We start from the raw sequence: 12,235 nt of genomic DNA on the forward strand, positions 1-12,235 counted from the left end.
CACCGACTGGTTGATGACCTCACGCCGGATTCGACGCGACTGAGCACGATTATACTCACACATCAACCCCCTCCGATCACGCGATCTGGGCGGTCCACTCCTGACGGCCATAGCGCTGCCGGAGCAGAGTGCGGGCCCGTTGCTCGACCTCAGGCGCTGGACTGGATATGCGCAGATCCGCCACCAGGTAGGGCAGGGTGTTCAGAAGGGCATTGATCAGGGATTGACGGGACAGACTGGTCTGCCTGTCGATGGGGTCCACCCGGCTTCTGACCGAAGTCACGGCCTTGTCATGGAATTTTTCCGGGTCCACCTTGAGCACCTGGGCCATCAGATCGGCATCCGCCGAATAAGAAAGCGTGGTGTGGTGGAGCAGCCCGCCCGGTCCGCGGGAACCTGCTGGCAGCCTGCGCTGGGCGGCGCCCCCCATCTTGCCCCTTGAGGAGGCGATGTCGTTCATACCCTGCCAGCCGGCCTGGATCCCTTGCATGCGCAGACCACGAACCAGCCAATAGTCGCAGATCCGGTAGGAGTCGATCAGATCGACCCCTTTGACGAAGTCCGAGGGCAGATAGAGCGAATAGGTGATGGCCCGGTCAGGCTGAATGACCATGGTGCCACCGCCTGTGCAGCGACGGACCACGGTAAAGCCCAAACTATGCGCCCGCTCGACGCGAACCTCCCGGCTCAGGGACTGGAAGCGCCCCAGGATGACCGCCGACGCAGACCAATTCCAGATGCGCAGGGTAGGCGGCAACCGGCCCTGGGCCACGGCATCATTGAGAGCCTGGTCCATGGCCATCTGCATGGCCGGCTGACGTGGACGGTCCCTTATCAGGTCCAGCTTCAAGCCAGACCAACGATGGCGGCATTCCGCCTCATCCGGCTGCGACTGCAGGGAGGAGGTCCGATCCGGCGGTGACGGCAGTTGATCGGACTCGCCTTGCCCCCGAATGACTAATCCATCCGGCAGGGCGCGCTCCAACGCAATCACCAAGGTCCATGGCGACACGCCGACTACTCGTTGGCCATCCCCTTCTGCCATGACCCTGTCCAGCCTTTCCAGAGCCAGACCATGGTCCAAGGGCAACGGGAGGTCGCATATTGTGGATTCCAGCATGGATACCGGCCCATGATCCTTCTCGGATTCTTGAGAGGCTGCCGGGGCTGGCTCCGTGAAGAAATCGCCGTCAATCCTGCATGAGGCGATGAACGGACGAGAGTCGGATCCCCGGCCCAAGGTCAGGGTTACGGCCGCCAGTTTGCCGCCCGTCTGCTTGCCGACACCACGCAGACGAGCCGGATTCAATCCGTCAGCTCCCATCCGCGAGCGTCACGATGCCAGAAGGAGCCGGCCGAGGATGTCAGAATCAGGATGCCTTCGATAAGTCCCCAGATTATGGCGATGGTCGGTCCAATGAAGAAGAAGAGGAAGCCGATCAGGGTGAGCATGAGCTGGGCCACGCCCCGGCCGGTCCTGCCCAGGTAAAAGTTGCCCACGCCGAAGCAGCCCAGGAAGATGCTGAGCAGACCGGCTGCCAGCTTGCTGTGCGGGGTGGGCGATATGGGATAGGGGCCCCTGCCGTTGGACATAACACCGGGGTAACCGCTTTGGGGCATGCCCGGGTAGGGCCAGGGCATGGAGGTCTGCGGCGGATACTGCCTGCCAAGATACTGATTGCCCGGATGCCCACCCTGGGGGTATTGGCCAGCTGGGTACTGGCCGGGATAGCCCGGTCCGGGCTGATAGGGCCTTTGTGGATTCTGACCGCCAAGATACTGCCCGCCAGGATACCAGCCACCGGAATACTGCCCAGCAGGATATTGCTGACCAGCTGGATAACCGGCGGTCGGATACTGATTAGGCCGGTAGGGCCCTGCCTGGTAGGCCCCAGGATATTGGCCGCAATTCTGAGGGGCAAACGGGTATCCGGCACTGTCTCTCTGCCCCGTCGGATACCCGCCATAGGGGTTCTGTCCGGAGGGATACCGACCGGTCTGATAGGGATTCTGATTCCCGCTGCCAGCATTATGGCCGGCGGTATAGCCCGGAGCCTGTCGCTGCCCCTCGACTGCGTCTGAACCGGACTGGTCCGGCTGCGCTGCTCCGACAGGGGCATCCCCACCGGCAGGCCCCCGGTGTTCGGGCGGTACCTGCGGGGATGGAGAGGGGCCGAAGCCAGGATTCCCTGTCGGCGTATCACTGGACTGCCGGTTGTCCGGCTGGGGGGCGTCATCCATAGTCATGCCCCCCAGTCTAGCCGCCAACCAGCCCGATCATAGACGGGCCAGAATATCCCTACCGATCTGCTCGGTGCTCCTCTGGGCGGAGCCGGAGCGCTCGATGTCGTCCTCCACGGCCCGCTCAATGCTGGCCGCCTCGTCCTCGAAGCCCAGATGATTCAGGAGCATTCCCGCCGAAAGAATGGCCGCCGTAGGGTTGGCAATCCCCTTGCCGGCGATGTCAGGAGCGGACCCGTGGATGGGCTCGAACATGGATGGGTAGGCGCCCGAGGCATTGATGCAGCCGGAGGCCGAGTAACCCACGCCTCCTACCACAGCTCCCGCCTCGTCTGTAAGGATGTCGCCGAAGAGGTTGTCGGTCACGATCACGTCGAAGCGACTGGGCTCGGTCACCATGAATATGGTGGAGGCATCGATGTGCAGGTATTCTCGCTCCACATCGGGGTACTCCTGGCCCACCTGGTCGACCAGCCGCTGCCACATGCCTCCCGCATTGGTCAGTACGTTCTTCTTGTGGACCAGGGTCAGGCGGCGGCGACGCTTCATGGCCAGCTGAAAGGCGTAGCGGATGACCCGTTCCGCCCCGTAAGCAGTGTTGATGGAGACCTCGGTGGCCACCTCCTGGGGAGTGCCCCGGCGAATGGAGCCGCCGGCCCCGGCGTAGAGCCCCTCGGTGCCCTCCCGCACGACCACGAAGTCGATGTTGCCCGGATTGGCCAGGGGCGACACCACGCCCTTGTAGAGCTTGGAAGGCCGAAGATTGACATACTGGTCCAGTTCGAAACGCATTTTGAGCAGCAGCCCCCGTTCCAGGATGCCGGCCTTGATGCGGGGGTCGCCGATGGCCCCCAGGAGGATGGCATCCTGCCGCTTGAGCCGGTCCAGATCCTCATCGGGCAGAATGGCTCCATCGCGCAGGTATCGCTCAGCGCCCAGATCGAAGTCCTCGTAGCGTATGTCAACCTTGCCCCGGGTAACCTTTTCCAAGACGGCCTGAGCTTGGGGAACGATCTCTTTGCCGATGCCGTCACCGGCAATGACTGCAATGTTATATGTTTTCTGCTTGCTATTTGTCATACTGCGAGCATAACGAGCCAGCCAAGCCCCTTTCACGACCCCGACCGAATCCCGGACAGACTAGAATCAGCGGCTTTCGGGGACCATGATGGACAGGCACCAGGCGTTCTCGAAGGCCAGTTCCTCCCACTGCCGGTAGCGTCCGCTGATGCCCCCGTGGCCTGCCTGGACCTCGATCCTAATCAGAGCATCGGCACCTACCTGCGGCTCCTGCAACCTGGCAACCCACTTGAGCGGCTCCACGTAGAGCACACGGGTGTCGTTCATGGATGTGGTCGCCAGGATGGCAGGGAAGTGGTCGCTGTTGAAGAGCCGGAGCCTGCTATCGGCGTCAGGAACGTTCTCATAGGGCGAGTAGGAGCGCATATACCGGTAGACCTGCTGATCATGCAGAGGGTCTCCCCACTCGTCCCATTCAGTCACGGTCAGCGGCAGATTCGGGTCCAGGATGCTGGTCAGCGCGTCCACGAAGGGCACATCCGCCTCGATGCCGGCATAGAGCTGGGGAGCCATATTGGCCACGGCCCCCATCAACAGCCCGCCAGCCGAACCGCCGTTGGCCACGGTATGACGGGGATCCGCCCAGCCCTGAGCCTGCAGTGCGGCGGTCACGTCGATGAAGTCCAGGAAGGTATTGACCTTGTGCAGCCGACGGCCTTGCTCGTACCAAGCGCGGCCCATCTCCCCGCCCCCACGCACATGGGGGACGGCGTAGAGCACGCCTCTGTCAAGCAGGCTGAGCCTGCCTGTGGAGAAACCAGGGTCCTGGCTGATCTCGTAGGCTCCATACCCGGTGATGAACATGGGAGCAGGCTTGTCCTGATCCTGGTCCGGCCAGGGACGGCGTTCAGGATGGTCGGGGGCCTGAATGACCGTGTCATCAAGACCAGTCCTCCCGCAGGCATCCAGCGCCGGATGCATGCCTCGCCGCCAGACCAAGGAGACCGGCACCAGGGCCCCATCCCTGACACGGACCAGAATTCGACGCTCGGCGTAGCGCTCCGGCCGGAAGTCGCCCAGCACCCTGGCCCGCTTGAGCAACCGATCCACGCCCCGGACCGGATCCAGCTCCCGCAGCTCGGCGGGGGTCCCATAGCTGCCCCGGATGTAGCGCAGCCCAGGAGCCTTGTAGGAGGGATTGTCCGTGGGGCCTATGCTGTAGAGACGGTCGATGCCGTCCCTGGCCTGGTCGGGCAGAACCTCGCGGAAGCGCCAGGGTCGGCCCGCCCGCAGATCCTCCAGCGCCTGGTCCTTGGCGATAACGGCAATGTGGGGCATGCTGTCGGCCCGGTAGGTCAGGACCACGAAGCTGCGGTGGATGCCCAGCCCCTCGATGCCTAGCCCGCGAGCGCCTTGGAGGATGGCCGGATTGCCTGGATCCCGATAGGGCTTCTCTGGCGGCAGGGAGGCTAGGTCTCCGGAGCGCTCGCAGCCATAGGGGCTGCCCTGGGCCAGCCGCACCCCTTCTCCCAGCCGAAATGGCGGACGATGGCTGCGCAGATCGATAAGATCCACCTCAAAGTTGGGGCTGTTCACATTGTGATAGACCACAGCCACCGGCAGGTCCTCCCCCGCGGGACCGGCATTTTCGAACCGGGCCAGGCTGATGTCGTACTCGATTCCCTCCTTGCGGGGGATCAGGGGCACAAATTCGCCCTGCGGATCCTTCAGGTCCAGCATGAGCACCTCGCTGGTGATCTTGGACCCGGTGGCAATCAGCACGGCGGATTCGTCGTAACTCAGGCCCAGCCCCACCCAGAAGCGCTCATCATCCTCCTGATAGACCATGACATCCTGATCGGCCGAAGTGCCCACCTTATGCCGCCAAACCGTGTCCGGACGCCAGGCCTTGTCCAGGCCGGTGTAGAAGACCCAGTGGCCGTCGGGGGTCAGCACTGCCCCTGAGGAGACCTGGTCGATTCGATCAGGCAGGTCTCGGCCTTGGCATAGATCACGAATGCGCAGGTCGTAGCGCTCATTGCCCCTGGTGTCCAGTCCATAGAGCATCCAACGGCCGTCGGCGCTCAGGTCCAGACATCCTAGAGAGAAAAAGTCATGCCCCTTGGCCTCTGCATTGGCGTCGAAGATGACCTCCTCGCCAGGCATGGATCCAGGTACTGCATCGGCCTGGACGGCAGGAGGGTCCCAGTCATGCTGGTCGCGCACCGGCAGGCGGCACTGCACCCCATACTCCTGGCCCTTGAGCGTCCGGGAGAAGTACCAATAACCATGCATCCGAGTGGGTACCGACATGTCGGTCTGCTGTACCCGGTCGGTGAACTCCTTAAGCAGGGTGGCCCGCAAACCCTCCTGGCCGGCAAGCCGTTCCTGGCAGTAGCGATTCTGGTCGCGCACGTAGGCCTTGGTGGCAGGATCCTCCCGGTTGCGCATCCACTCGTAAGGATCCTCGAAGCGATCCCCATGAAAGCATCGATCAGCAGGACGGCGTTCCGCACGAGGAGGGGCGGGGTTGACGGCCGAAAAACTCATGGGGCGATTATATTCGGGCGCGGCGACGCAGATAAGGCAGCAGGGTCCGCATAAGATTGGCGCCCGTGGTCCCGTAGAAGACAGGCACCTCCGTCACGGGCACCGGCTGTGTGGCAGTGCGCTTGACCAAGGTTCCCAGCCCGGTCTCCTGGGGGCTCAACTGACGGATGCCGATGGCCAGGACCCGGCCCGGATACTGCCGTACCACCTGAGCGAAGGTGGAGGGATCGCTCTGGCCGTCGTCGCCCATGAGCACGAAGCACATCTTGGGAAAGTCGGCCATGAGCTGGCGGATGAACTCCATCTTGTGCTGCACGATGGAGGGCACGAAGGTCTTGGGCCTGGGATCCAGATCCCGTAGCAGCAGAGGCCCGGCAGGAAAACCATGATCGCGGATGAATCCGCGTATGGATCCCTCCACATTCCAGGGCGAGGCCGACAGGTAGAAAAAAGGCATCCGGGGGTCCAGATCGCGGATGCGGTTGTAGAGCACGGCCATGCCCGGCACCGAGGACCGGCGGTGCGGATTCGAAAGGAGCAGGTTCCAGGCAGCCTTCCAATGATTGGGCACCTGGCTGATCATGATGGTGTCGTCCACGTCAGATATGACGCCGACAGGAGTCTGACCGGGCACGATGTAGAGCGGCGCATCGATGGGCCGGCGGCCCCGTACCTGGTAGGAGACACGGTGCACGCCTGGGACCAGACCATGCTCGGCCACCAGATCCAGATAGCCCGATCGGTCCGAGAAGACCGCATCCGCGCTCAGGCTGCGGGCGGGATCGACAGCATCGTAGACCGAGGAGTCACCCACCTGGACCCTCCCGATGGCAGTGCTGTCGATGGCCAGACTGACCCTGGTCCTGGGCGCAGGTACGGTCAGCAGGCCACGGATGCCCCGAATGGCCGGATCCCCGCGTCTGCGGCCGTCAGTCAGAATGGTGCGGCAGATCAGCCGGGAATATGATTCGGTGCCGTAGCCCACATAGGGCTGAACGTCGGGCGACCAGCCCAGGCGGCCGGTCATATTGATGGACAGCCCCACCCAGAGGTCGAAAGCGCCAGTAATCAGGCGACGCAGCAGACGCACCGGGGCTGGTCTGCTCTCGATGCCCTCACCGGGCGCGGCCGAATCGAAGGTAGTGCTGACCGATCGGACCCGCAGAGGCCCTTCATTGCGGCCGGATCGCCTGGTCATCACCGGACCGTCAGTTCAGGCTCTTCAGCAGCTGACCGTACTCCTCGGCGCTCATCAGATCGGGCTCATCGTCCTCCAGATCGATCTTGGCTATCCAGCCTTCCCCATAGGGGTCGGAGTTGATGACCTCCGGATCGTCCGAGGCTGCCCTGTTGACGTAGGCGATGGTGCCCGCCACCGGGCAGACCACCGGCTCAACAGCCTTGGAGGACTCCAGCTCGATGACTTCATCACCGGCATCGACGTGGGTGCCGGTCTCGGGCAGGTCCAGAAAAACCAGGTCTCCCAGCTGATCCGCCGCATACTCGGTCACACCCATGGGCGCCGGGGACTGGCTGGGGTCGATCCAGACGTGATCCTGGGAATACCGCAGATGGTCGGGCACATCCAGACGGGAAGTTCCATCACTGTGTTCATCGCTCATGGTTCCAGCCTACTCGGCCGCCTGCCGCGGCAGGTGCTCCTAGCGGGCCGGACCCGACGGAACCTGACCCTCCACCTTGACCATGGTCCCGATGGGGGCGTTGTCAAAGATCCACTTGGCGTCCTGCTCATACATGTTGATGCAGCCGTGGGATCCATATTGGGCAGGGTCGCCCTTGGCAATGCCGGCAGAGTTCCAGCTAGCCGTGTGGAAGCCCTCGCTGCCGTTGTAGTAGGAGACCCATTTGACATTGGGGGTGACGTAACCCTCCCCGCGCATGGTCTGGACCGCGTAGCGCACATTGATGAAGAAGGTGCCGGTGTCGGACCATTTCCCGTCATGGGGCTTGCCTGAGCATATGGGGAAGGTCTTGACCTGGGTGGTGCCGTGGTAGGCAGTAGCGGTCTGGTCGCTGAGGTTGACCTGAATCCAGATGTCGCCGTCGGGTACGTCGTAGCGGGCCACCCGGGTCTGCTCCTTGTGAGGCGTGATCTCGGCGCTCGCCTGCACTGGGTTCGTGTCGCCCTCTTCCAGGGCCTTGACGACCAAGTCTGCCGTGGCGGACACATCCGTAACCCGGACACCGTCCACTCCCTTGGTGGTCTCGGCGACCACATCGCCCTTGGTGTTCTTGACGTTGACGGCGGTGACCATATCACGGTCGAGCTGCCGGGCCAGCTCCTGGTCCAGATACTGCTTGATGGCCTGCCGATCGAAGCCAAGCTCCATGGTCCCCCTGTCCAGATCGGTGACCGGCTTGACCCAGGTGGCCACCGTGGCGGCCGGGACGGTCATGAGGTCATCATCAGCACCCTTGATGACCAGGTCCTTGGCCAGTCGTTGGTTGGCCTGGGAGGCCACCTGATTGGCGGTGTCCAGACTGATGGGCATGGTCACATCCTTATAGACCACGCCTACGGCCAGACGCCTGCCGGGCTTGTCTATCAAAGATGAGACGGCATCCTGCACGCGGCCCAGCTCAGGCGCCTTACCCCCGCGACCCTCTTGGGGCCGGAAGGCGTGGGCGCCTTGGTCAAAGACGATGGTGGAGGGAATGGAGCGATCCTGGCGGGGAATGAAACGTTCGGTCAGATACCTGTCCATGACCAGCTGATCCCGCTCGGCCACCAGCGGCACCGCCTCGCCATGGAAGGGATTCAGCCGGGAGAGGCCTGCAGAGCCCTTGGCATTCATAATCTTGGTGACCGTGGCATCCGAATCCACGCTTACGCCCAGGTCCTTCAGCCCTGCCCGGGCTGAGGTGCCTTCGCCCTTGAGTTCCACCTGGGAGTCACGAACCTGCCGATCGACGATCTGCCTGACCTGGTCCTTGGTCCGACCCATCATGACCTGTCCACCCAGGGTGACGCCGGGGGCCACCCGATCGCGGAAAAAGGCACGGACGCCGAACCAGCAACCCACCAGAATCAGCACAGTCAGAAGAAGCAGGGCCAGGATGTTGCGTCCTCGATGGCCACTCGAAGGAGACCTGTGGGCAGCACCTGCGCCGAAAGCCCGATCTGCTTCTTCGTCGGCGAACAGGTCTACAGGGTCGGACCCCTCCCCGGTCGCCAGCGGCATGGTCACAGTTTCGGCCTGGTTGACATCCGAGATACGAGGCTCTTCTTGCCTCTCCATGGCCATAACACACCTTTCGCTGCTGACAGTTCCTTGGAGTATCTTACGACGAGACCAAGTCCTGGGGCGCAACGTCGCTCGGATGAGTCAGATCTCACTGCCGTACCACTGCTCAATCATGTGCCTGGCCACACTGGCCGCCTGAGGTATACGCAACCGGCCCGAGGCCAGAGCAGCGCTGAATTCCTCCCGTGTGAACCAGTCGGCCTCATCGGTCTCCTGACCGTCCACCCGGATGTCCGTATTCAGGGATCTGGCCCTGAAGGCCACCATCAGGGAGGCTGGGAAGGGCCAAGGCTGGGAGCCCAGGTACCGCATCTCCCCCAGGTTCAGGCCCACCTCTTCCAGGGTCTCCCGCCGGACTGCGTGCTCCAGATTCTCCCCAGCCTCGACGAATCCAGCAGTGACCGAGCAAAAGCCGGGAGCCCACTTCCGGTTGTGCTGGAGCAGAAGCCGATCGCGGCCATCCACCACGGCCATGATCACTGCAGGCTCAATGCAGGGAAAGAGCGTGTGTTGGTCCCCTGACGCATCCCCCTGGCAGATCTGAGCCCATCCAGCCTGACAGGGACGAACCGGTGCGCCGCAGTGGGGACAGAAGACTTGGCGTCCATGCCATACGGACAGGGCCACTGCGCAGGTTGCCAGGCCCACCTGACGCGGACGTCCATGAGGGGCATACTCGCGCAGGCCAAGCCAGTCCAAGCGCTGATCCGCGGCCTGGGCCAGGTCGCGAAGAGGGTCCTGGACGGCCCGACCGGCACAGGCAAGATCCAGATCCAGGGCCAGCCAGGCCTGCTGGTCGGCCTTCCCCAGGTAGTAGCAGGGCGGCTCGAACTGGTCTGTCGAGCCTGCTAGAGGACCCCGCAAGTATGCAGCGGGCAGGGTGGCCAGACGGATGCTGGCTCCAGTGCGGCCAGCCAGCGCCCCCTTGCCCCTGGGCACAGCAACCTTCTCGCCCCGCACCAGGATGACCCCCGTGCCGTCCTGGTCCAGCAGATGGTCAAGCAGACCGGGCTGCGGCCGCGATGCCGTGTCGTAGTCCACATCCCCCTGTGCCAGGGGCAGGAAGGGCAGGGGCTCGGTGAGGGCCAGCGGGGAGAAGACCGTTTCAGAATCACTCATGAGAGCCTCCCCACGCGACGAACCAGGTCCAGCAGGGCAGCAGCCACCTGATCCGGATGCTCAACAGCGCTGAAGTGGCCGCAGTCATCAATGGCGGTGAAAGCAACGTCCGTTCCGGCCTGACGCATGGTCTGAGCCAGAGGCTCCATGGCGCGTGGAGGGCTGGAGGGGTCGCAGCGGCCGCTGACCAGGGCCACGGGAACTCTGATGCGGCCGACCAGATCGCTCTGGTCCGGGCGGCCCGCAGCCATCCGCTCCCGCCAGGCGATGCCCCGGGGATCCTGGGACTGTATCCATTCGGTCATGGTCTGCACGAAGGCGGGCGAACATTTGACCGTGGAATCGCCCTCCTGGGGCCGGGCGAAGTGCATGACCGGATCAAGTGTCCCCTCCATCTCGCAGGTTCGGGCGATGTGCAGCCGATTGGCCCGGGAGGCCGGACGATCAGCCATCATAGTGGTGTCGCACAGGGCCAGACCGGCCACCATCTGAGGGTAAAGCCTGGCTACGGCCTCGACCAGGTAGCCGCCCATGGAAAGTCCGACCCAGATGGCCTTCTGCGCACCCGTGGCGGCGACCATGTCCGCAAAAGCTCGAGCCATGGCATCCAAGGCACCAGGCAGGGCGCCGTCAGAGTCTGCCGGACCATATGACGCCGGCCCAGGCAGGGGGCAATCTCCTGCTCCAGGCATATCCGGGGCATAGACAGGGAAGGGGTCCATACCCGCACGATCCGCCTGGGCGATCAGCGAGGCCGCGCACCGATCCCACATGCGGTGGTCCACAGGAAAGGCATGGACCAGCACCAGGGGCAGTCCCTGTCCTTGGCGATATACGGTATTGGCAATGCTCATGTCCGCCTCCACGGATTCCCGGCTCATAATACTCATAGTGCACCGGCCCAGGTCAGGGCGCTCATCAGAATCTTGCCGTGCCCGCCGGCCATCTGGCTCGTGAAGGACTCCAGCATATCCCCCTTGGGATCGATCCACTCCACATCCAGGGTCTCATCCTGGGGCTTGCAGTCCCCGGCCACCGGCACCAGGTAGCACAGAGCGATGGCATGCTGACGCGGATCGTAGTACTCCGAGACCCCCGGCGTGGGGAAGAACTCAGCCACGGTGAAAGGCTGTGGGCTGGCAGGCAGCATGGGCAGGGCCAGCTGGCCCAGATCCTTGGCGATGTTTCTGGCCAGAGCCTCCCTGATGGTCTCGTGGTATAGGATTCGTCCGGTGACCAGGGTGCGTTCAATGTTGCCCTGATCATCCACGCGCAGAAGAGTGCCCACTTGAGTGACGGCGCCCATTTCATCCACGCGTACCGGCACTGCCTCCACATAGGGCATGGGCAAGCATTGCCGCGCACGGTCGATGGCATCACGGTCCAGCCATCCGGGAGGATTCGAACCCGAAAAACCCCGGTTGAAGTCCTCTGGAGTGATGTGCGAGAAGGCGCCACGGTCGCGATCGGCATCGAAGTCGTCATCATCGGGAATCTCGTCGTTCAGCACTGGCATGGTTCCATTATCCGTACCAGGCTTGACCGCCCACGGGACCCCGACGGACATCTCCACCCAGAGCATATTCGGGTGCTTTCTCCAGCCTTGATGGAATGCTGATGATTGAAAGCGGTTGCTAAGCACGGGAGCTTCCCGCGCGACAGTCAAACGACTTCAAGGAGCGTTATTATGGCCACCACGACTATTACTTCGGAAAACTTCGAGCAGACCATCAAGGACAACGACCTGGTGCTGATTGACTTCTGGGCCACCTGGTGCGGACCTTGCAAGGCCTTTGGCCCCATTTTCGAGAAGGCTTCGCGGGCCAACACCGACATCGTCTTCGGCAAGGTGGACATCGACCAGAACCAGGATCTGGCCGCGGCCGCCGACATCCAGGCGGTGCCCACGCTGATGATCACCAAACAGGGGCAGATCATCTTCAAGCAGGCTGGTGCTCTCAGGTCTTCGGACCTGGACGACCTGATTGACCAGGCCCGCAAGGCCGATTTGTCAACCCCGGCACAGGCCTGAGTCAGTC

At 63.3% G+C, this 12,235-nt stretch carries 11 protein-coding genes; 1 reads left to right on the forward strand and 10 read right to left on the reverse strand.

Annotation, left to right across the window (positions count from 1 at the left end; translation table 11 throughout):
• Window positions 1–76 precede the first annotated feature (76 nt).
• From J3T95_RS04435 to J3T95_RS04480, 10 genes are all read right to left on the reverse strand, one after another.
• Window positions 77–1,324 carry a lipoate--protein ligase family protein gene (locus J3T95_RS04435; RefSeq protein ID WP_267450521.1) on the reverse strand — a complete coding sequence of 416 codons (1,248 nt, stop codon included), beginning with the start codon at window positions 1,322–1,324 and terminating at the stop codon, window positions 77–79.
• A complete protein-coding gene (locus J3T95_RS04440) occupies window positions 1,306–2,247 on the reverse strand; it encodes a TM2 domain-containing protein (protein WP_267450522.1) in 942 nt (313 codons plus the stop codon). The genes J3T95_RS04435 and J3T95_RS04440 overlap by 19 nt, the downstream gene beginning before the upstream one ends.
• A 30-nt stretch (window positions 2,248–2,277) precedes the next feature.
• Window positions 2,278–3,321, reverse strand: a complete 1,044-nt coding sequence (locus J3T95_RS04445) for a 3-isopropylmalate dehydrogenase (protein ID WP_267450523.1) — start codon at window positions 3,319–3,321, stop codon at window positions 2,278–2,280.
• Window positions 3,322–3,387: 66 nt separating this feature from the next.
• A complete protein-coding gene (locus J3T95_RS04450) occupies window positions 3,388–5,811 on the reverse strand; it encodes a S9 family peptidase (RefSeq protein WP_267450524.1) in 2,424 nt (807 codons plus the stop codon).
• Window positions 5,812–5,818: 7 nt separating this feature from the next.
• Window positions 5,819–7,009: an App1 family protein gene (locus J3T95_RS04455; RefSeq protein WP_267450525.1), complete on the reverse strand. Its 1,191-nt coding sequence runs from the start codon at window positions 7,007–7,009 to the stop codon at window positions 5,819–5,821.
• A gap of 10 nt (window positions 7,010–7,019) precedes the next feature.
• Window positions 7,020–7,433 carry a glycine cleavage system protein GcvH gene (gene gcvH / locus J3T95_RS04460; protein ID WP_024627451.1) on the reverse strand — a complete coding sequence of 138 codons (414 nt, stop codon included), beginning with the start codon at window positions 7,431–7,433 and terminating at the stop codon, window positions 7,020–7,022.
• A gap of 39 nt (window positions 7,434–7,472) precedes the next feature.
• Window positions 7,473–9,071 carry a L,D-transpeptidase family protein gene (locus J3T95_RS04465; protein ID WP_267450526.1) on the reverse strand — a complete coding sequence of 533 codons (1,599 nt, stop codon included), beginning with the start codon at window positions 9,069–9,071 and terminating at the stop codon, window positions 7,473–7,475.
• An 87-nt stretch (window positions 9,072–9,158) separates the two neighbouring features.
• Window positions 9,159–10,196, reverse strand: coding sequence for an NAD(+) diphosphatase (gene nudC / locus J3T95_RS04470; protein ID WP_267450527.1), 1,038 nt, complete (start codon window positions 10,194–10,196; stop codon window positions 9,159–9,161).
• Complete coding sequence (locus tag J3T95_RS04475) at window positions 10,193–11,050, reverse strand: alpha/beta fold hydrolase (protein ID WP_267450528.1); 858 nt, start codon at window positions 11,048–11,050, stop codon at window positions 10,193–10,195. Before J3T95_RS04475 ends, nudC begins: the two co-directional genes overlap by 4 nt.
• Window positions 11,051–11,082: 32 nt before the next feature.
• Window positions 11,083–11,712: an NUDIX hydrolase family protein gene (locus J3T95_RS04480; protein WP_267450598.1), complete on the reverse strand. Its 630-nt coding sequence runs from the start codon at window positions 11,710–11,712 to the stop codon at window positions 11,083–11,085.
• 171 nt (window positions 11,713–11,883) lie between these two features.
• On the opposite strand from J3T95_RS04480, the gene trxA reads away from it, so the two are divergent.
• Window positions 11,884–12,228, forward strand: coding sequence for a thioredoxin (trxA, locus tag J3T95_RS04485; protein WP_220236906.1), 345 nt, complete (start codon window positions 11,884–11,886; stop codon window positions 12,226–12,228).
• Window positions 12,229–12,235 lie beyond the last annotated feature (7 nt).

Origin of the sequence: Bifidobacterium sp. B4079 (assembly GCF_026537385.1) — a bacterium.
In the GTDB taxonomy this organism is placed as follows: domain Bacteria; phylum Actinomycetota; class Actinomycetes; order Actinomycetales; family Bifidobacteriaceae; genus Bombiscardovia; species Bombiscardovia asteroides_I.

Coding starts and splice junctions, on each gene's coding strand:
- gcvH (WP_024627451.1), bottom strand. CDS start 7,433: ATGAGCGATGAACACAGTGATGGAACTTCCCGTCTGGATGTGCCCGAC.
- J3T95_RS04450 (WP_267450524.1), bottom strand. CDS start 5,811: ATGAGTTTTTCGGCCGTCAACCCCGCCCCTCCTCGTGCGGAACGCCGT.
- trxA (WP_220236906.1), top strand. CDS start 11,884: ATGGCCACCACGACTATTACTTCGGAAAACTTCGAGCAGACCATCAAG.
- J3T95_RS04475 (WP_267450528.1), bottom strand. CDS start 11,050: ATGAGCATTGCCAATACCGTATATCGCCAAGGACAGGGACTGCCCCTG.
- J3T95_RS04480 (WP_267450598.1), bottom strand. CDS start 11,712: ATGCCAGTGCTGAACGACGAGATTCCCGATGATGACGACTTCGATGCC.
- nudC (WP_267450527.1), bottom strand. CDS start 10,196: ATGAGTGATTCTGAAACGGTCTTCTCCCCGCTGGCCCTCACCGAGCCC.
- J3T95_RS04440 (WP_267450522.1), bottom strand. CDS start 2,247: ATGACTATGGATGACGCCCCCCAGCCGGACAACCGGCAGTCCAGTGAT.
- J3T95_RS04435 (WP_267450521.1), bottom strand. CDS start 1,324: ATGGGAGCTGACGGATTGAATCCGGCTCGTCTGCGTGGTGTCGGCAAG.
- J3T95_RS04445 (WP_267450523.1), bottom strand. CDS start 3,321: ATGACAAATAGCAAGCAGAAAACATATAACATTGCAGTCATTGCCGGT.
- J3T95_RS04455 (WP_267450525.1), bottom strand. CDS start 7,009: ATGACCAGGCGATCCGGCCGCAATGAAGGGCCTCTGCGGGTCCGATCG.
- J3T95_RS04465 (WP_267450526.1), bottom strand. CDS start 9,071: ATGGAGAGGCAAGAAGAGCCTCGTATCTCGGATGTCAACCAGGCCGAA.